At 40.8% G+C, this 19,615-nt stretch carries 17 protein-coding genes and 1 pseudogene; 16 read left to right on the plus strand and 2 right to left on the minus strand.

Features of this window, described 5'->3' with window-relative positions; genetic code table 11:
• Nucleotides 1-95 precede the first annotated feature (95 nt).
• From NMM17_RS00890 to NMM17_RS00955, 14 genes and pseudogenes are all read left to right on the plus strand, one after another.
• A complete protein-coding gene (locus NMM17_RS00890; RefSeq protein WP_254753657.1) occupies nucleotides 96-566 on the plus strand; it encodes a MarR family winged helix-turn-helix transcriptional regulator in 471 nt (156 codons plus the stop codon).
• A complete protein-coding gene (locus NMM17_RS00895; RefSeq protein ID WP_254753658.1) occupies nucleotides 541-2,310 on the plus strand; it encodes an ABC transporter ATP-binding protein in 1,770 nt (589 codons plus the stop codon). Before NMM17_RS00890 ends, NMM17_RS00895 begins: the two co-directional genes overlap by 26 nt.
• Nucleotides 2,300-4,060 (plus strand): ABC transporter ATP-binding protein, encoded by a 1,761-nt coding sequence (locus NMM17_RS00900; RefSeq protein ID WP_254753659.1) that lies wholly within the window; start codon nucleotides 2,300-2,302, stop codon nucleotides 4,058-4,060. Before NMM17_RS00895 ends, NMM17_RS00900 begins: the two co-directional genes overlap by 11 nt.
• Before the next feature lie 95 nt (nucleotides 4,061-4,155).
• Nucleotides 4,156-4,659: a phosphatase PAP2 family protein gene (locus NMM17_RS00905; protein WP_254753660.1), complete on the plus strand. Its 504-nt coding sequence runs from the start codon at nucleotides 4,156-4,158 to the stop codon at nucleotides 4,657-4,659.
• 113 nt (nucleotides 4,660-4,772) lie between these two features.
• On the plus strand, nucleotides 4,773-5,219 hold the full coding sequence (locus NMM17_RS00910) for a LytTR family DNA-binding domain-containing protein (protein ID WP_020901878.1): 447 nt from the start codon (nucleotides 4,773-4,775) through the stop codon (nucleotides 5,217-5,219).
• Between the two features lie 4 nt (nucleotides 5,220-5,223).
• Entirely contained in the window at nucleotides 5,224-5,898 is a 675-nt protein-coding gene (locus tag NMM17_RS00915) for a hypothetical protein (protein WP_254753661.1), read from the plus strand.
• A gap of 106 nt (nucleotides 5,899-6,004) precedes the next feature.
• Nucleotides 6,005-6,193: a 50S ribosomal protein L28 gene (gene rpmB / locus NMM17_RS00920; protein WP_001140948.1), complete on the plus strand. Its 189-nt coding sequence runs from the start codon at nucleotides 6,005-6,007 to the stop codon at nucleotides 6,191-6,193.
• Nucleotides 6,194-6,348: 155 nt separating this feature from the next.
• Entirely contained in the window at nucleotides 6,349-6,714 is a 366-nt protein-coding gene (locus NMM17_RS00925; protein WP_000216437.1) for an Asp23/Gls24 family envelope stress response protein, read from the plus strand.
• A 2-nt stretch (nucleotides 6,715-6,716) separates the two neighbouring features.
• A complete protein-coding gene (locus NMM17_RS00930; RefSeq protein ID WP_000036655.1) occupies nucleotides 6,717-8,384 on the plus strand; it encodes a DAK2 domain-containing protein in 1,668 nt (555 codons plus the stop codon).
• Between the two features lie 201 nt (nucleotides 8,385-8,585).
• Entirely contained in the window at nucleotides 8,586-10,286 is a 1,701-nt protein-coding gene (locus NMM17_RS00935; protein WP_254753662.1) for an acetolactate synthase large subunit, read from the plus strand.
• Complete coding sequence (gene ilvN / locus NMM17_RS00940; RefSeq protein WP_001253803.1) at nucleotides 10,279-10,755, plus strand: acetolactate synthase small subunit; 477 nt, start codon at nucleotides 10,279-10,281, stop codon at nucleotides 10,753-10,755. The genes NMM17_RS00935 and ilvN overlap by 8 nt, the downstream gene beginning before the upstream one ends.
• Before the next feature lie 65 nt (nucleotides 10,756-10,820).
• Entirely contained in the window at nucleotides 10,821-11,843 is a 1,023-nt protein-coding gene (ilvC, locus tag NMM17_RS00945; RefSeq protein WP_227325521.1) for a ketol-acid reductoisomerase, read from the plus strand.
• Between the two features lie 112 nt (nucleotides 11,844-11,955).
• Nucleotides 11,956-13,206: a threonine ammonia-lyase IlvA gene (ilvA, locus tag NMM17_RS00950; protein ID WP_004256769.1), complete on the plus strand. Its 1,251-nt coding sequence runs from the start codon at nucleotides 11,956-11,958 to the stop codon at nucleotides 13,204-13,206.
• Between the two features lie 845 nt (nucleotides 13,207-14,051).
• Nucleotides 14,052-14,266, plus strand: a pseudogene (locus NMM17_RS00955) (hypothetical protein).
• Nucleotides 14,267-14,356: 90 nt separating this feature from the next.
• Here the strand turns inward: NMM17_RS00955 and NMM17_RS00960 are convergent.
• Nucleotides 14,357-15,097, minus strand: coding sequence for an amino acid ABC transporter ATP-binding protein (locus NMM17_RS00960; protein WP_000189477.1), 741 nt, complete (start codon nucleotides 15,095-15,097; stop codon nucleotides 14,357-14,359).
• Nucleotides 15,097-16,662: an ABC transporter substrate-binding protein/permease gene (locus NMM17_RS00965; RefSeq protein ID WP_254753663.1), complete on the minus strand. Its 1,566-nt coding sequence runs from the start codon at nucleotides 16,660-16,662 to the stop codon at nucleotides 15,097-15,099. Before NMM17_RS00965 ends, NMM17_RS00960 begins: the two co-directional genes overlap by 1 nt.
• Before the next feature lie 138 nt (nucleotides 16,663-16,800).
• Between NMM17_RS00965 and NMM17_RS00970 the strand changes: the two genes are divergently transcribed.
• Together NMM17_RS00970 and NMM17_RS00975 are read left to right on the plus strand one after the other, a co-directional pair.
• Nucleotides 16,801-18,690, plus strand: coding sequence for a DUF2207 domain-containing protein (locus NMM17_RS00970; RefSeq protein WP_254753664.1), 1,890 nt, complete (start codon nucleotides 16,801-16,803; stop codon nucleotides 18,688-18,690).
• A 60-nt stretch (nucleotides 18,691-18,750) separates the two neighbouring features.
• Entirely contained in the window at nucleotides 18,751-19,596 is an 846-nt protein-coding gene (locus NMM17_RS00975) for an undecaprenyl-diphosphate phosphatase (RefSeq protein WP_049501842.1), read from the plus strand.
• Nucleotides 19,597-19,615 lie beyond the last annotated feature (19 nt).

Below are 19,615 nucleotides of genomic sequence, written 5' to 3' on the forward strand. Positions count from 1 at the left end.
TTCTTGACATCCCTCCTCAAAGTGGTAAAATAGTTCTCACGAAAACTTATTTAGTTCCTAAGAGAACTAAATACAAGGGTTAGAAAGGAGCAATCATGGATAAACCGATGTTAGTCTTTAAGCGTTTTGGTCACCAGATTCATTTGATGGTACAAAAGGAAGCCAAACGTTGTGGTATTGAGTTTATGGGTGGACCGCAAGGTCAGGTGTTGCGTTTTTTGGATAGCCGTGGGGAAAACCAAGACTTGGTCTTGATTAAAGATATTGAGAAGGAACTCAATATTAGCAAGTCTGTTGCTAGTAATCTAGTTAAGCGTATGGTGCAAAATGGTTTGGTGGAATTGGAGGTGAGTCCTAGCGATAAGCGGGCTAAGTTTGTTCGTCTGACAGACAAATCGCGTTCTCAAATGCAAGAGATTAAGGCCTTTTTTGAACGAATAGACAAGCAGTTGATGGAAGGCATTGATGAAGATGAATTACTGATTTTTGAGAAAGTTCTCGGTCAACTACAGGAAAATATCAAGGGAATAGGAGGAGAGAATGAAGAAATTAGCCAAACGAATTAGTAGAAAAGAATGGGGGATGATTTTACTAGCCATTCTCTTTACTTGCTTTTCGGTCTATCTAGAGTTGGAAGTGCCAACCTATATCTCAAAAATTACGGATTTGCTAGGTAGTCAAGGAACTAATTTAGATGAGTTATGGCAACCAGCAGGTATGATGGTGGGAATGTCCTTTCTAGCCTTCTTATCCGCAGTTGCAGTTGGATTTTTTGCGTCCAGAGTGGCCGCTTCTTATACTAGTAGGCTGAGAAGTGATATTTTTAACCGAGTTTTGGATTACTCGCAGACAGAGATTAAGAAATTCTCTATTCCCAGTCTCCTAACTCGTACCACCAATGACATTACTCAGGTTCAGATGTTGATTACCATGGGCTTGCAAGTAGTTACGCGTGGTCCGATTATGGCTATCTGGGCTATCGGGAAGATTTTAGGTCATTCAGAATACTGGCTCTGGGCTGTGCTTGTGGCAGTGATTGTCAATGTTTTGATGACAACAGTTTTGATGACGCTAGCCTTTCCAAAACAGTCCTTGATTCAAAGTCTGACTGATAAATTGAACAGTATCACTCGTGAAAGCTTAGCAGGTATTCGTGTTGTTCGTGCCTACAATGCAGAGGACTACCAAAATAAAAAATTTGCTGCAGCAAATGATGAGCTGACACGTTTGAATTTGTTTGTCAACCGTCTTATGGCCATTCTAAATCCCATCATGATGGGGATTTCAAGTGGTTTAAGTGTGGCGATTTACTGGATTGGGGCCTATGTAATCAACGATGCTGCTCCATCAGCGCGTCTGCCTCTCTTTAGTGACATGGTTGTTTTCATGTCTTATGCCATGCAGGTTGTCATGGGCTTCCTTCTCATGGGAGCACTCTTCATTGTTCTTCCCCGAACCATGGTCTCTGCTAAGCGGATTAATCAAGTTCTAGATTTGTATTCCTCTATCCAAAATCCTGCCCAAGTCCAGCAGGCTGATGAAAACCTCAAAGGTCAGGTCGAATTTAAGGATGTGACCTTCCGTTATGCGGCAAATTCGGAGGCGGTTATTGAACATGTTAGCTTCAAGGCAGAAGAGGGTCAAACAGTGGCCTTTATTGGGTCAACAGGTTCTGGTAAATCAACTCTGGTCAATCTGATTCCACGTTTTTACGATGTATCAGCAGGAGAAATTCTGGTAGACGGTGTCAATGTTCAAGACTATGCCTTAGAAGATTTGCGCAACAAGATTGGTTATATTCCTCAGAAAGCGGTTCTCTTTTCAGGTAATGTCAAGGACAATTTAGACTTTGGACAGAGTCAAGAAACACCGCTTAGTGAGCAGGCCATGTGGCAGGCTTTGGAGTTGGCCCAGTCTAAGAACTTTATCGAAGACAAGGAAGCAGGATTGGCGTCAGAAGTGGCCCAAGGAGGAACCAATTTCTCAGGTGGCCAAAGACAGCGTCTGGCCATTGCGCGTGCCTTGGCTCGGAAGCCAGAGATCCTTATTTTTGATGACTCCTTCTCAGCCTTGGACTACAAGACAGACCGAGTTTTACGTCAAGATTTAGCTGAAAAAACTAAGTCTATGACCAAGCTCATTGTCGCACAGCGCATCTCAACGATTATGGATGCAGATTTGATTTTGGTCTTGGATCAAGGAAAAGTCGTGGGACAAGGTACCCACAAGGAACTTCTAGCAAGCAATGAAGTTTACCAAGAAATTGCTTATTCACAACTATCGAAGGAGGAATTGGAACATGGAAAATAAGAAAATGTCTCTCTGGAAACAGAGTAAACCCTATCTTGCAGGCCTCCAGTTTGCCCTTCTAATCGCCTTTCTAGCAACAATCTTATCCAATATCATTACTGTATATGGTCCAACCCGCATCAAGGAAATGACCAATATCATTGCCAGTGGCCTGGCAACAAGTGTGGATGTCGCGGCGGTTGCAGCTATTGGTGGTTTTTTGGCCGTGATCTATGTGATTGGACTCCTATCAAATTATTTGCAGGCCTTTCTGTTTACAACAGCTATTCAACGTTTTTCAGAGCGTTTGAGAAGAGCGATTGCAGAGAAAATCAATAGCCTACCATTGGGATATTTTGATGGGCACTCTCAGGGGGATACTTTGTCTCGTGTAACCAATGACGTTGACACTGCAGCCCAGTCCCTCAATCAAAGTCTGGGAACAGTTCTTTCATCTAGTTTACTGGTCGTGGCAGTCTTGGTAACCATGTTTGGGATGAACTGGATTTTAGCCTTGGTGACGGTTGTTTCAACCCTTATTGGTTTTGTTTTCGTGTCCGTCTTTATGGGCAAATCCCAGGGCTTCTTTAAGAGTCAGCAACAAGATTTGGCAGCTGTCAATGGCTATGTGGAGGAAATGTACTCTGGCCATAATGTGGTGACCAGTTATAATGCCATCGAAAGTACGAAAGAAGAATTTGCGACATTAAACCATCGTCTGTATGATAGTATCTGGAAATCTCAGTTTATTTCAGGGATTATGATGCCGATTATGATGTTTATTGGGAACTTTAGCTATGCCTTGGTGATTATCGTTGGTGCAGCCTTAGCCTTAAATGGGCACATCAGTATCGGGATTATCGTTGCATTTATGGCCTATGTTCGTATCTTTTCTCAGCCTCTTTCACAAATTGCCCAAGGGATTACTAGTCTTCAGCAGGCTAGTGCAGCCATGGGACGCGTCTTCGAATTCCTAGCTGAAGAGGAAATGGAAGACGAATCCCATAAAGAAAGACAATTGAGCGATATGAAAGGTCAAGTAGTCTTTGATCGAGTCTCCTTTGGTTATACACTTGATCGGACTATCATCCACGATTTTTCTGCGACGGCTCATGCAGGTCAAAAGGTTGCCATTGTCGGACCGACTGGGGCTGGTAAGACAACTATTGTCAATCTTTTGATGAAGTTCTATGAGATTGATAAGGGAAGTATCCGTATCGATGGTGTGGATACCAAGGATATGAAGCGTTCGGAAGTACACGATGCCTTTTCAATGGTCTTGCAGGATACTTGGCTCTTTGAAGGAACCATTCGCGACAATCTTATCTATAACCAAGAGGGGATTAGTGATGAGCGCGTGATTGAAGCCAGCAAGGCTGTAGGGATTCACCACTTTATCATGACACTACCAGATGGTTACGATACCGTCTTGGATGATACAGTGACCTTGTCTGTCGGACAAAAACAACTCTTGACTATCGCTCGTGCTTTGCTGAAAGATGCGCCACTCCTAATCCTAGATGAGGCGACTTCTTCTGTTGATACCCGTACAGAGGAATTGATTCAGAAAGCCATGGATCGTTTGATGGAGGGAAGAACTTCCTTTGTCATCGCTCACCGCTTGTCTACCGTCCGAAATGCTGATTTGATTCTTGTTATGAAGAATGGTAATATCATCGAGCAAGGAAATCATGATGAGCTGATGGCGCAAGCTGGTTTCTACGCTGACCTCTACAACAGTCAATTTACAGAAGACGAAGCAGAAGAATAAACCCAAAGAAGGCTTGACGGCCTTCTTTTTCTGCACTATACTAGAAGACAAGTGCTTCCCTATAAGTAAAATTTGAGTAAGTGATGAGAAAATATATGAAAAATTATCAAGAATGGTATGACCACATTGCTGGTAACATTGAAAATAGGCCCTTTCTTCTGAGCTTGTTAAGAACTTTCAATCGGTTCATGACGGCAGTTATGCCTATGATTTATCTAACCTTGTTAGCAACTACCTATCTCCAACAAGGACTTGGGAAACAGGTCGGAATCTATTTGTTTATTCCAGCGTCAGGTTTTGTGATTTTGTCCTTTCTTCGTAAGAAAATCAATGCCCCTAGGCCTTATGAGGAATGGACTATTAAACCCTTGCTTGACAGAGATAGTCCTGGTCAGTCAATGCCCAGTCGTCATGTCTTTTCAGCAACCATTATCTCCATGGCTTGCTTACATGCTAGTTTATCTGTAGGGGTTATCTTGTTGGTCTTGTCAGCTTTCCTCGGTCTAGTAAGAGTCTTAGGGGGAGTGCATTATCCCAAGGATGTAGTGGTTGCTTATATTTGTGGCCTTGCGTGGGGTATGCTTTTCTTTCTATTTTGAATTGTAAGTTAAGGTGGTCCTACAACCACTTACGGGTCTAAAGTAACCACTTGCTTTTTTGCTCTTGTTTTCTTATTTTGGCTTTGATATAGTAGAGTCAGAAAGGAGATGGAATGAAGTTACGAATCGAAATTGACAGCAATTTAGAGGAAACTGAAATTGTCATCAAGGCAGCGGCTTTGACAGATGAGATTGCGGATTTACAGCGCCTCTTGCAAGAATCCAAGTCTCCTCGGTTGATTTTTTACAAGGGGACGGGTGAATATTATCTGGACTTGTCGGAAATTCTTTTCTTTGAAACAGAGGGGAACAAGATTTACGCCCATACCCAGAAAGATGCCTACGAGGTTCGACTTAAACTCTATGAGTTAGAGTCTATCCTGCCCCGTTATTTCAGTCGAGTATCCAAGTCGACCATTGCTAATATTCGGCAAGTTTACTCGGTTGACAAGTCCTTTTCAGGAACGGGCACCATTTCCTTTTATCAAACCCACAAGGAGGTTCATGTCTCACGGCATTACCAATCCCTCCTAAAAGAAAATCTAAGAAACATGAGGTAAGAAGATGAAAAAGAAAGCATTTGGTATTGTATTGCTAGTATTGGCAGCTTTAATATTATTACAAGGAAATTTTGGAATCCCTTCATTCGGTGGGCAAATTTGGCCCTTGCTTGGTATTGCATTTTTTGCCTATCAATCAGTTGGAGCTTTGTTGCGTCGTCACTTAACTTCAGCCTCTTTTACAGCTCTAGTAGCCTTAATGATTGCTAACCACTTTTATGGCATTTTACCAATTCCCAATCAGTCATTGTTCTGGGCAAGTATTTTAATCGTAATGGGTGTCAGCGCACTCACTCATTCTAACAGAACTTGGAATGGGAAAAAATGGTGGTATGATGGTAAAAAGACCATTCTTACAGATAAGGAAGTTGCTTTTGGGACTGGGACTTTCTACAAGCAAAATCAAGAATTGGTAGACGACCAAGTAGAAGTTGGTTTTGGAAATGCCAAGATATATTATGACAATGCAGAGATGTTGGGAGATAGCGCAACCCTGAAAGTGGAAGTTGGTTTTGGCAATGCAGTTATCTATGTTCCTCAACATTGGGGAGTTGATTTAAAGGTAGAAACTTTCTGTGGCGTAGCCAAGGCAGATACTCCTCTAGCGCCAACCAGCAAAACCTTGATTATCCGTGGAGATGTGGCCTTTGGGAAGTTGGGAATTGTCTACGTTAAATAAAAAAATCTTCCAATTCCCTTGCAAAAATGAAGAAAGTGTGATAACATAGTACAGTATGTGGTGCTAGCACATCCGCTATATTAGATCTAATAGGAGGAAAACACAAATGGCTAAAGTATGTTACTTTACAGGTCGTAAGACTGTATCAGGAAACAACCGTTCACACGCGATGAACCAAACAAAACGTGCCGTAAAACCAAACCTTCAAAAAGTTACTGTTCTTATCGATGGTAAACCTAAAAAAGTTTGGGCTTCAGCTCGTGCTTTGAAATCAGGTAAAGTTGAACGCGTTTAATAATAAAAGTAAGGAGACCTTAGGGTCTTTTTTCTTTTACTGTAGATATAAAATCATTTGAAAAATAGAGTAAATATCCGCTGATACAGTATTCTGCTTTTACACTTGGGCTGAAATATGATAAAATAGAGTATCAACTAGTTGAGGTAAAAAGGATGACTGTAAAAATTAATACAAAAGATGGTCAAATCGAACTAACAGATGAAGTGATTGCAACCGTCGTAGGTGGAGCAGCAACTGAAATTTTTGGTGTGGTCGGTATGGCTAGTAAAAATGCCCTCAAAGATAATTTCCAAGCCCTTCTAGGTAAGGAAAATTATTCCAAAGGTGTCGTCGTAAAAGCGGCCGAAGATGGCAGTATTGCAGTTGATGTATATACCGTGTTGAGCTACGGAACAAAGATTAGCGAAGTGTCAAAAAACATTCAAGAGCGTGTTCGATTTAGTTTGGAAAACCAACTTGGAATTACCGCTCAGACTGTAAATGTCTACATTCAAAATATCAAAGTTGTAGGAGAATAACCGTGTCAAAAATTACTACTAGCTTATTTCAAGAAATGGTGCAGGCTGCATCAACTCGCTTGAATAAGCAAGCTGAATATGTCAATTCATTAAACGTCTTTCCAGTTCCAGATGGAGATACTGGTACAAATATGGGAATGACCATTGAAAATGGTGCTAAGGAAGTTGCAGACAAACCAGCTTCTACTGTTGGAGAAGTAGCGAGCATTCTTGCCAAAGGTCTTTTGATGGGTGCGCGTGGGAACTCAGGAGTTATTACGTCTCAGCTTTTCCGTGGATTTTCACAAGCCATCAAGGATAAAGACGAGTTAACAGGTCAAGATTTGGCTCTTGCCTTCCAATCAGGTGTGGAAGTTGCCTATAAGGCCGTTATGAAACCAGTTGAAGGAACGATTTTGACAGTTTCTCGTGGTGCTGCTATCGGTGCTAAGAAAAAGGCTGAGCAAACAGATGACGCTGTTGAAGTCATGCGCGCAGCCTTGGAAGGTGCTAAAACAGCTCTAGCTAAAACACCAGACATGCTTCCAGTATTGAAAGAAGTTGGCGTTGTGGATTCAGGTGGTCAAGGACTGGTCTTCATCTATGAAGGGTTCCTTTCAGCCCTTACTGGTGAATATATTGCATCTGAGGACTTTGTAGCGACTCCTGCCAATATGAGTGAAATGATCAATGCAGAACATCATAAATCTGTAGCTGGTCATGTAGCGACTGAGGACATCACCTTTGGTTACTGTACTGAAATCATGGTAGCTCTTAAGCAAGGTCCAACCTATGCCAAAGATTTTGACTACGACGAATTCCGTAACTACTTGAATGAGCTTGGAGATTCTCTCCTCGTTGTTAACGATGATGAAATTGTCAAAGTCCATGTCCATACAGAAGATCCAGGACTTGTTATGCAAGAAGGTCTCAAATATGGTAGCTTGGTCAAGGTAAAAGTTGACAATATGCGTAACCAACACGAAGCACAGGTTGAAAAAGAAGCTGCTCAAGTTAGCAAGCCTGCTGAAGAAAAAGAGTATGCTTTGATTGCTGTAGTGGCTGGTAAAGGTCTAGCAGATATCTTCCGTTCTCAAGGTGTGGATTATGTTATTGAAGGCGGTCAAACTATGAACCCTTCAACTGAAGACTTTATCAAGGCTGTTGAACAGGTCAACGCTCGTAACATTATCTTCCTGCCAAACAACAAAAACATCTTCATGGCAGCTCAATCTGCAGCAGAAGTTTTGGAACAACCAGCAGTAGTGGTGGAAGCTCGTACTCTTCCTCAAGGTTTGACAAGTCTTCTTGCTTTTGATCCAAGCAAGTCCATCGAAGAAAACCAAGAGCGTATGACTGCTGCTCTTAGCGATGTCGTTAGTGGAAGCGTCACAACAGCTGTGCGTGATACAACGATTGATGGCTTAGAAATCCATGAAAACGATAATCTTGGTATGGTGGATGGGAAAATTCTCGTGTCAAACCCTGACATGCACCAAACCTTGACAGAAACATTGAAACATATGTTGGATGAAGACAGTGAAATCGTAACCTTCTATGTTGGTGAAGATGGAAGTGAAGAACTTGCCAATGAGATTGCCCAAGAAATCGCAGAAGAATTTGAAGACGTTGAAGTCGAGATTCACCAAGGTCAACAACCTGTTTACCCATACCTATTTAGTGTGGAATAAGATTAATGAAGAACTGAGAAATCAGTTCTTTTTTCTTCATTTGAATAATGAAATCGGTATCTTTTTAATAAAAACAAAAATAACATTCATAAATAAACGTTAAAATAGAAAATTCAGAAAATTTCTTCTTTTCTCTTGAAAAATTTTGAAAAAATGGTATGATAGTAACAAGTTATTTTTAAGAGAAGAGAAAGGGGAACAATGGAGAAAATCAGTTTAGAATCTCCTAAGACGGGGTCGGACCTAGTTTTGGAAACACTTCGTAATTTAGGAATTGATACCATCTTTGGTTATCCTGGTGGTGCGGTCTTGCCTTTTTATGATGCGATATATAATTTTAAAGGCATTCGCCACATTCTAGGGCGCCATGAGCAAGGTTGTTTGCATGAAGCTGAAGGTTATGCCAAATCAACTGGAAAGTTGGGTGTTGCCGTCGTCACTAGCGGACCGGGAGCAACAAATGCCATTACAGGGATTGCAGATGCCATGAGCGATAGTGTTCCCCTTTTGGTCTTTACAGGTCAGGTAGCGAGAGCAGGGATTGGGAAAGATGCCTTTCAGGAGGCAGACATCGTGGGAATTACCATGCCAATCACTAAGTACAATTACCAAGTTCGTGAGACAGCTGATATCCCTCGTATCATTACGGAAGCTGTCCATATCGCAACTACAGGTCGCCCAGGGCCAGTCGTAATTGACCTACCTAAAGACGTGTCTGCTTTAGAAACAGACTTCATCTATTCACCAGAAGTGAACCTACCAAGCTACCAACCGACTCTTGAGCCAAATGATATGCAAATCAAGAAAATTTTGAAGCAATTATCCAAGGCTAAAAAGCCAGTCTTGCTAGCTGGTGGTGGAATTAGTTATGCTGAAGCAGCTGCAGAATTAAATGAATTTGCAGAGCGTTATCAAATTCCAGTGGTAACCAGCCTTTTGGGGCAAGGAACGATTGCAACGAGTCACCCACTCTTTCTTGGAATGGGAGGTATGCACGGGTCATTCGCAGCTAATATTGCCATGACGGAAGCCGACTTTATGATTAGTATTGGTTGCCGTTTCGATGACCGTTTGACAGGAAATCCAAAGACTTTTGCTAAGAATGCTAAGGTTGCCCACATTGATATTGACCCTGCCGAGATTGGCAAGATTATCAGTGCAGATATTCCGGTAGTTGGAGATGCTAAGAAAGCCTTGCAAATGTTGTTAGCGGAACCAACAGTTCATAACAATACTGAGAAATGGATTGAGAAAGTTACTAAAGACAAGAACCGTGTTCGTTCTTATGATAAGAAAGAGCGTGTGGTTCAGCCGCAAGCTGTTATTGAACGAATTGGTGAATTGACGAATGGAGATTCCATTGTGGTAACAGACGTTGGTCAACACCAAATGTGGACAGCTCAGTATTATCCCTACCAAAACGAACGTCAGTTAGTGACTTCAGGTGGTTTGGGAACGATGGGATTTGGAATTCCAGCAGCAATCGGTGCTAAAATTGCTAACCCAGATAAGGAAGTAGTCTTGTTTGTTGGGGATGGCGGTTTCCAAATGACTAACCAGGAATTGGCTATTTTGAACATTTACAAGGTGCCAATCAAGGTGGTTATGCTGAACAACCACTCACTTGGAATGGTTCGCCAGTGGCAGGAATCCTTCTATGAAGGTAGAACATCAGAGTCAGTCTTTGACACCCTTCCTGATTTCCAATTGATGGCACAAGCTTATGGCATTAAAAACTATAAGTTTGACAATCCTGAGACCTTGGCTCAAGACCTTGAAGTGATCACTGAGAATGTTCCTATGCTCATCGAGGTAGATATTTCTCGTAAGGAACAGGTGTTACCAATGGTACCAGCTGGTAAGAGTAATCATGAGATGTTGGGGGTGAAGTTCCATGCGTAGAATGTTAACAGCAAAACTACAAAATCGTTCAGGAGTCCTCAATCGCTTTACAGGTGTCCTATCTCGTCGTCAGGTTAATATTGAAAGCATCTCTGTTGGAGCAACAGAAGATCCAAATGTATCGCGTATTACCATTATTATTGATGTTGCTTCACATGATGAGGTGGAGCAAATTATCAAACAGCTCAATCGTCAGATTGATGTGATTCGCATTCGTGATATTACAGACAAGCCTCATTTGGAGCGCGAGGTGATTTTGGTTAAGATGTCAGCGCCAGCTGAGAAGCGAGCTGAGATTCTAGCGATTATTCAACCTTTCCGTGCAACAGTGGTAGACGTAGCACCAAGCTCGATTACCATTCAGATGACGGGAAATGCAGAAAAGAGCGAAGCTTTATTGCGAGTCATTCGACCATACGGTATTCGTAATATTGCTCGTACGGGTGCAACTGGATTTACCCGCGATTAAAAATCCGACTTAAATTTGTTAAACTAGCCTAAAAGGCAATAAATAATAGAAAAGAGAGAAAAACTATGGCAGTTCAAATGGAATACGAAAGAGATGTTAAAGTAGCAGCACTTGACGGTAAAAAAATCGCTGTTATCGGTTATGGTTCGCAAGGACATGCGCATGCACAAAACTTGCGTGATTCAGGTCGTGATGTTATCATCGGTGTACGTCCAGGTAAATCTTTTGACAAAGCAAAAGAAGATGGATTTGATACTTACACAGTAGCAGAAGCAACTAAATTGGCTGACGTTATCATGATTTTGGCACCAGACGAAATCCAACAAGAATTGTACGAAGCAGAAATCGCTCCAAACTTGGAAGCTGGAAACGCAGTTGGATTTGCTCATGGTTTCAACATCCACTTTGAATTTATCAAAGTTCCTGCGGATGTAGATGTCTTTATGTGTGCACCTAAAGGACCAGGACACTTGGTACGTCGTACTTATGAAGAAGGATTTGGTGTTCCAGCTCTTTATGCAGTTTACCAAGATGCAACAGGAAATGCGAAAAACATTGCTATGGACTGGTGTAAAGGTGTTGGAGCAGCTCGTGTAGGTCTTCTTGAAACAACTTACAAAGAAGAAACTGAAGAAGATTTGTTTGGTGAACAAGCTGTACTTTGTGGTGGTTTGACTGCCCTTATCGAAGCAGGTTTCGAAGTCTTGACAGAAGCAGGTTACGCTCCAGAATTGGCTTACTTTGAAGTTCTTCACGAAATGAAATTGATCGTCGACTTGATCTACGAAGGTGGATTCAAGAAAATGCGTCAATCAATTTCAAACACTGCTGAGTACGGTGACTATGTATCAGGTCCACGTGTAATTACTGAGCAAGTTAAAGAAAACATGAAAGCTGTCTTGGCAGACATCCAAAATGGTAAATTTGCAAATGACTTTGTAAATGACTATAAAGCTGGACGTCCAAAATTGACTGCTTACCGTGAACAAGCAGCTAACCTTGAAATTGAAAAAGTTGGTGCAGAATTGCGTAAAGCAATGCCATTCGTTGGTAAAAACGACGATGATGCATTTAAAATCTATAACTAATTGATAGAAATTAAGGTGAAGGCGAGTTGGGGGACTAACTCGCTTTTATAATCAATTCATCTCTTTTTAAAAGATGGATTACGATAAGTATGAAATAGTCTAGGAGAAAAAGATGTTAAGTTCAAAAGATATAATCAAGGCTCATAAGGTCTTGAACGGTGTGGTTGTGAATACCCCACTGGATTATGACCATTATTTATCGGAGAAGTATGGTGCTAAGATTTATTTGAAAAAGGAAAATGCTCAACGTGTTCGTTCTTTTAAGATCCGTGGTGCCTATTATGCCATTTCCCAGCTCAGCAAGGAAGAGCGTGAACGTGGGGTAGTCTGCGCTTCTGCGGGAAATCATGCGCAGGGAGTTGCCTATACTTGTAATGAGATGAAAATTCCTGCTACTATCTTTATGCCCATTACTACTCCGCAACAAAAGATTGGTCAAGTTCGCTTTTTTGGTGGGGACTTCGTGACTATTAAATTAGTTGGAGATACTTTTGATGCCTCAGCCAAAGCAGCTCAAGAATTTACAGTTTCTGAAAATCGTACCTTTATTGATCCTTTTGATGATGCCCATGTTCAGGCTGGTCAAGGGACCGTTGCTTATGAGATTTTAGAAGAAGCTCGAAAAGAATCGATTGATTTTGATGCTGTCTTAGTTCCTGTTGGAGGTGGCGGTCTCATTGCTGGGGTTTCTACCTATATCAAGGAAACAAGTCCAGAAATTGAAGTCATCGGAGTAGAGGCTAATGGGGCACGTTCCATGAAAGCTGCCTTTGAAGCTGGTGGACCTGTCAAACTCAAAGAAATTGACAAATTTGCGGATGGGATTGCTGTACAAAAGGTAGGTCAATTGACCTATGAAGCAACTCGTCAATATGTTCAAACCTTAGTAGGTGTCGATGAGGGATTGATTTCTGAAACCTTGATTGACCTTTACTCTAAGCAAGGGATTGTCGCAGAACCTGCTGGAGCGGCTAGTATCGCCTCTTTAGAGGTTTTAGCTGAATATATCAAGGGGAAAACCATTTGTTGTATCATTTCTGGAGGAAATAATGATATCAACCGTATGCCGGAAATGGAAGAGCGTGCCTTGATTTATGATGGGATCAAGCATTACTTTGTGGTTAATTTTCCACAGCGTCCGGGGGCTTTGCGTGAGTTTGTAAATGATATCTTGGGGCCAAATGATGATATCACACGTTTTGAGTATATCAAACGAGCTAGCAAGGGGACAGGCCCAGTATTGATTGGGATTGCCTTGGCAGATAAGCATGATTATGCAGGCTTGATTCGTCGAATGGAAGGTTTTGATCCATCTTATATTAACTTAAATGGTAATGAAACGCTCTATAATATGCTTGTCTGAGGACTAATAAAAAAAACATCATATTATTTGCACAACTGATGTATAGGTGCTATAATGAGGGTGAAGAAAGGGGGCGATTCCTATGGACTTAGGAAATCGATTACGCTATTTCTATCACAAGTCATTATAGTACCTATTATTTTTTGATTCAGTTTATAGTAAGGGAGTAAAATTACTTGTTATATATAAGGCGTATTTTTAGAATTCACTATTTTATATATGTCTAATCTGAAATTTGGTTAAATATAATAGGAATTAGAAAAAATAATCAATACTAATGAGAATCCTTATACTGAGTTAACTGAGAAGAGTGATAAGATACTAAGAAGATAAAAACAGTGGAAAATGTTAGAAGATAGGATACTATTGTCTCCTAACTACTCATCTTTTTATAGGTTTGAAGAAATAAAAAGGAATATTGATAAAGTAAATAAATAGTACCAGTTGATCAAGTGAAAAGTGCTTATAAAGGCAGGAAGAATATCAAAGAAGGAGAAGAGAAATAATAGTTAGTAATAGTGTGGAGAGAAAGTCTTTCACTATTAGAAATATTGTTTTAAAGTTGGATAAATAGAATAAAGTTGAAGATAAAACCTGTCTAACCTATCCCGAACTGGCATTTGTAAATTATGAATATTTTTACAAACAAAAGAGTTAATAATACAATTATTTTAAAGGTATTTACTAATGGTTTATAGTAAGTGAAAACCTATATATTATCGGCTTTAATAAGATAGTAACAGAAAAATAAATCATTAATTTTATTGAATATATGTTTTTTTATTGACAAAACACATAAAAACGTATACAATTAAATATCGTAAAGAAGAAAATAGGAGAAGGACATGGCTAAGTCAAACTTTGAAAAAGTAGAATCAGTTGTTGGCTGGGTTCGTGATAAGAAGATCACAGGCTACCGTATCTCTAAAGAAACGAATGCGCGTGAAATGTCTATCATTGCTCTAGCGCAGGGTCGTGCAAAAGTAAAAAATATTTCATTTGAAACAGCTCTAGGTTTAATTGATTTCTATGAAAAAATCATGAAAAATTTGAAGATTAATCTTTGGATGATGGCGGATTCTTGAATAGGGTCTGCCTTTTCATTTTTTGGCTAGTAAAAAGACTGCACGGTTGATGCAGCCTTTTCTTTTTATTTGAGATAGCGTTGAAGGAATTCTTTTGTACGGTCTTCTTTAGGATTAGTGAAGAGGTCTTCTGGTTTGCCTTCTTCAGCAATCACACCCTTATCCATAAAGATAACACGATGAGAGACATCACGGGCGAATTCCATTTCGTGGGTTACAACAATCATGGTCAAGCCTTCCTGAGCCAAATCTTGCATGATTTTGAGGACTTCTCCAACCATTTCTGGATCGAGAGCTGATGTTGGTTCATCAAAGAGAATGGCGTCCGGATTCATGGAGAGGGCACGAGCGATGGCTACACGTTGTTTTTGACCACCTGAGAGTTGTTTCGGTTTTGCTTGCCAGTAGCGTTCTCCCATGCCGACCTTTTCAAGGTTTTCTTTGGCAATCTTTTCAGCTTCTGTACGTTCGCGTTTAAGGACAGTCGTCTGAGCGACAATTGTGTTTTCAAGTACGTTAAGATTTTCAAAGAGGTTAAAGGATTGGAACACCATCCCCAACTTTTCACGGTATTGCGTGAGGTCATAGCCTTTTTCGAGAACGTTTTGTCCATGATAAAGGATTTGTCCATCAGTTGGAGTTTCAAGTAGGTTAATGGAGCGTAGGAAGGTTGATTTTCCGCTTCCAGAGCTTCCGATGATAGAGATAACTTCACCCTTGTGAACAGTTAGAGAAATGTCTTTTAGCACTTCGTTTTGTCCATAGGATTTTTTGAGGTGTTTAATTTCAAGGATTGCTTGTGTCATTATTTCAAATCCTCCGTTTGCATTTGGTTAGCACCTGTAGTATAGGTATCCATGTCCATGCGGCGTTCGATGAAGCGTAGGATACGTGTTACGGTGAAGGTGAGGACAAAGTAAATCACGGCGATGATTGTAAATGTCTGGAAGTATTGATAGGTTTGTGTTGCCACGGTATTTCCTGAGAAATAAAGTTCGACAACAGATATAACGTTCAATACAGATGTATCTTTGATATTGATGACAAATTCATTACCAGTTGCTGGTAGGATGTTACGGACAACCTGAGGTAGGACAATCTTACGCATGGTTTGGTTATGAGTCATACCAAGAGCAGTCGCAGCTTCAAATTGTCCCTTGTCAACTGCTAGGATACCACCACGAACGATTTCAGTCATGTAGGCACCAGTGTTGATCGAAACGATGAAGATAGCAGCAAGTGTGCGGTCAAGGTTGATACCGAAAGCTTGGGCAGTTCCGTAGTAGATAACCATCGATTGAACGATCATTGGTGTACCACGGAAAATTTCAATGTAGACATTGAGAATCCAGCCGACTAGCTTTTGTAAGCCATAAATAGCTTTATTTTCAGAGAGAGGAGCAGTACGGAAGACACCAATGGCAAGACCAATAATGAGACCTATGATGGTTCCGACGATTGAGATTAAAAGAGTGATACCAGCACCACGCAATAGTTGTTGCCAGTTCTCAGAAAGAATTTTAGCGACTTGGCTAAAGAAACTACTGCTAGTCTCTTCAGTTGTCGTAGCTTCGGCAGGTTGTTCCTTGATCATACGATCCATCAAGGCAACTTGGTCGTCTTTTGAAATGGTTTCAATGCTGGCATTGATTTGGCTAATACGATTGTCATCTTTACGAAGTCCAATGGCGATAGCTGTATCTTCTTCCCCCGTTTTGAAACCTGGTTCTACTTGAACCATCTTGAACTTAGAGTTAGCAGCTTCAGCAGTCAGTGCTTCTGGGCGTTCAGAAACATAAGCATCAATGACACCAGCCTCAAGAGCTTGGCGCATTTGAGCGAAGTCTCCCATGGCTGTTTCTTTTTTAGCACCTGTGATTTGTGCAATCAAGTCGTAGAGGTAGACACCTTGTTGAGAAGTGATTTTTGCACCATTAAAGTCATCCAAAGATTTGGCATTTGCATAGGCAGAATCTTTTTTGACAAGCAAAACTGGTTCGCTAGTGTAGTAACTGCTTGAAAAGGCGATTTCTTGTTTGCGTTCAGCAGTAGGACTCATACCTGCGATAATCATGTCAATCTTACCAGAAGTAAGGGCAGGAACTAGACCTTCCCACTTTGTTTTAACAACCAAAGGTTCTTTACCTAAGTCCTTAGCGATTTTCTTGGCGATTTGAACATCGTATCCGTTAGCATACTGGTTAGTCCCATCGATTTTGACAGCCCCATTGCTATCATCATCCTGAGTCCAGTTAAAGGGAGCATATGCTGCTTCCATCCCGATGCGTAAATATTCATCGGCTTGGGCAACATTGACAAGTCCCAGCATCAGCAAGAGACTTGTGAAAATAGATAAGTATATTTTTCTCATGATTTCTCCTATTTCTAATCTATTAAAAAATAACTGTCTCCTATTTTATCGAAAAAAACTCTATTTTTCAATACAGGTAAGCCCTTACTTGAGAAAAAATGATATAATGATAGCAAAGATAAAAAGGGGGCTTGTTTAATGAAAAAAACTTTTTTCTTACTGGTGTTAGGCTTGTTTTACCTTCTGCCACTCTCTGTTTTTGCCATTGATTTCAAGATAAACTCCTACCAAGGAGATTTGTATATTCATGCAGATAACACGGCAGAATTTAGACAAAAGATAGTTTATCAGTTCGAGGAGGACTTTAAGGGCCAAATCGTGGGACTTGGACGTGCTGGTAAGATGCCTAGTGGGTTTGACATTGATCCTCATCCAAAGGTTCAGGCTGCGAAAAACGGTGCGGAACTGACAGATGTTACGAGCGAAGTGACAGAAGAAGCGAATGGTTATACTGTGAAAGTCTACAATCCAGGTCAGGAAGGCGACACAGTGGAAGTTGATATCACTTGGAACTTAAAAAATTTGCTTTTCCTTTATGATGATATCGCTGAATTAAATTGGCAACCTTTAACAGATAGTTCAGGGGCTATTGGAAAGTTTGAATTTCATGTGAGGGGAGACAAGGGAGCTGAAAAACTCTTTTTCCATACAGGGAAACTTTTTAGAGAGGGAACGATTGAAAAGAGTAACCTTGATTATACTATTCGTTTAGACAATCTTCCTCCTAAGCGTGGAGTTGAATTGCATGCTTATTGGCCTCGGACCGATTTTGCTAGCGCTAGGGTTCAGGGCTTGAAAGGGAATCGTTTAGAAGAGTTTAATAGGATAGAAGACTCGATTTTTAAAGAAAAAGAGCAAAGTAAACAGCTAGTTACTTGGGTCTTCCCTTCTATCCTTTCCATCTCCTTGTTATTGAGTGTCTGCTTTTATTTTATTTATAGAAGAAAGACCACTTCTTCAGTCAAATATGCCAAAAATCATCGTCTCTATGAACCACCAATGGAATTAGAACCTATGGTTTTATCAGAGGCTGTCTACTCTACCTCTTTGGAGGAAGTGAGTCCTCTAACCAAAGGAGCAGGTAAATTCACCTTTGACCAACTTGTTCAAGCTACTTTGCTAGATGTGATAGACCGTGGGAATGTCTCTATCATTTCAGAAGGGGATGCAGTTGGGTTAAGACTGGTAAAAGAAGATGGTTTGTCAAGCTTTGAGAAAGACTGTCTAAATCTGGCTTTTTCAGGCAAAAAAGAAACAGCTCTTTCCAATTTGTTTGCAGATTACAAGGTATCTGAAAGTCTTTATCGCGGAGCCAAAGCTGCTGATGAAAAACGGATTCAAGCAAGAGGGCTTCAGCTCAAATCTTCTTTCGAAGAAGTATTGAAAGAGATGCAAGAAGGAGTGCGAAATCGAGTTTCCTTCTGGGGACTCCCAGATTACTATCGACCTTTAACTGGTGGGGAAAAGGCCTTGCAAGTGGGGATGGGACTTTCTACGATCCTACCATTATTTATCGGATTTGGTCTGTTCTTGTACAGTTTGGACGTTTATGGCTATCTTTATATCCCCTTGGCAATACTTGGTTTTCTAGGTTTGGTTATGGCTGTTTTCTATTATTGGAAGCTTCGATTAGATAATCGTGATGGTGTCCTAAATGAAGCAGGAGCAGAAGTATACTATCTCTGGACCAGTTTTGAAAATATGTTGCGTGAGATTGCACGATTGGATCAGGCTGAATTGGAAAGTATTGTGGTCTGGAATCGTCTCTTGGTCTATGCGACCTTATTTGGCTATGCGGACAAGGTTAGTCATTTGATGAAGGTTCATCAGATTCAAGTGGAAAATCCAGATATCAATCTCTATGTAGCATATGGCTGGCATAGTATGTTTTATCATTCAAGTGCGCAAATGAGCCATTATGCTAGTGTCGCAAATACAGCAAGTACCTACTCCGTATCTTCTGGAAGTGGAAGTTCTGGTGGTGGCTTCTCCGGAGGTGGCGGCGGGGGCAGTATCGGTGCCTTTTAAAGAGAGCTATCAATGGCTGAAAAAATATGCTATAATGGAAGATAGAAAAAGGAGTAATCTATGTATCTTATTGAAATTTTAAAATCTATCTTCTTCGGTATTGTTGAAGGAATTACGGAATGGTTGCCGATTTCGAGTACAGGGCACTTGATTTTAGCAGAGGAGTTTATCCAATACCAAAATCAGAATGAATCTTTTATGTCCATGTTTAATGTCGTGATTCAGCTTGGTGCGATTTTAGCGGTTATGGTGATTTACTTTAACAAGCTCAATCCTTTCAAACCGACTAAGGATAAGCAGGAAGTTCGTAAGACTTGGAGACTGTGGTTGAAGGTCTTGGTTGCCACTTTGCCTTTACTTGCCGTCTTTAAATTTGATGATTGGTTTGATACCCACTTCCATAACATGGTTTCAGTTGCTCTCATGTTGATTATCTATGGGATTGCCTTTATCTATTTGGAAAAGCGCAATAAAGCGCGTGCTATCGAGCCAAGTGTAACAGAGTTGGACAAGCTTCCTTATACGACAGCTTTCTATATCGGACTCTTCCAAGTTCTTGCTCTTTTACCAGGAACCAGTCGTTCTGGGGCAACGATTGTCGGTGGTTTGTTAAATGGAACCAGTCGTTCTGTTGTGACAGAATTTACCTTCTATCTTGGAATTCCAGTTATGTTTGGAGCCAGCGCATTAAAGATTTTCAAATTTGTGAAAGCAGGACAGCTCTTGAGCTTTGGACAATTGTTCTTGCTCTTGGTTGCGATGGGAGTCGCCTTTGCGGTCAGCATGATCGCTATTCGTTTCTTGACAAGTTATGTGAAAAAACACGACTTTACCCTTTTCGGTAAATACCGTATCGTGCTTGGTAGTGTCTTGCTACTTTATAGCTTTGTTCGTTTATTTGTATAAGAAAAACCTTGAAGGGGCA

Origin of the sequence: Streptococcus sp. CF7_Ac1-12 (assembly GCF_024295905.1) — a bacterium.
GTDB classification, from domain to species: Bacteria; Bacillota; Bacilli; order Lactobacillales; family Streptococcaceae; genus Streptococcus; species Streptococcus mitis_AP.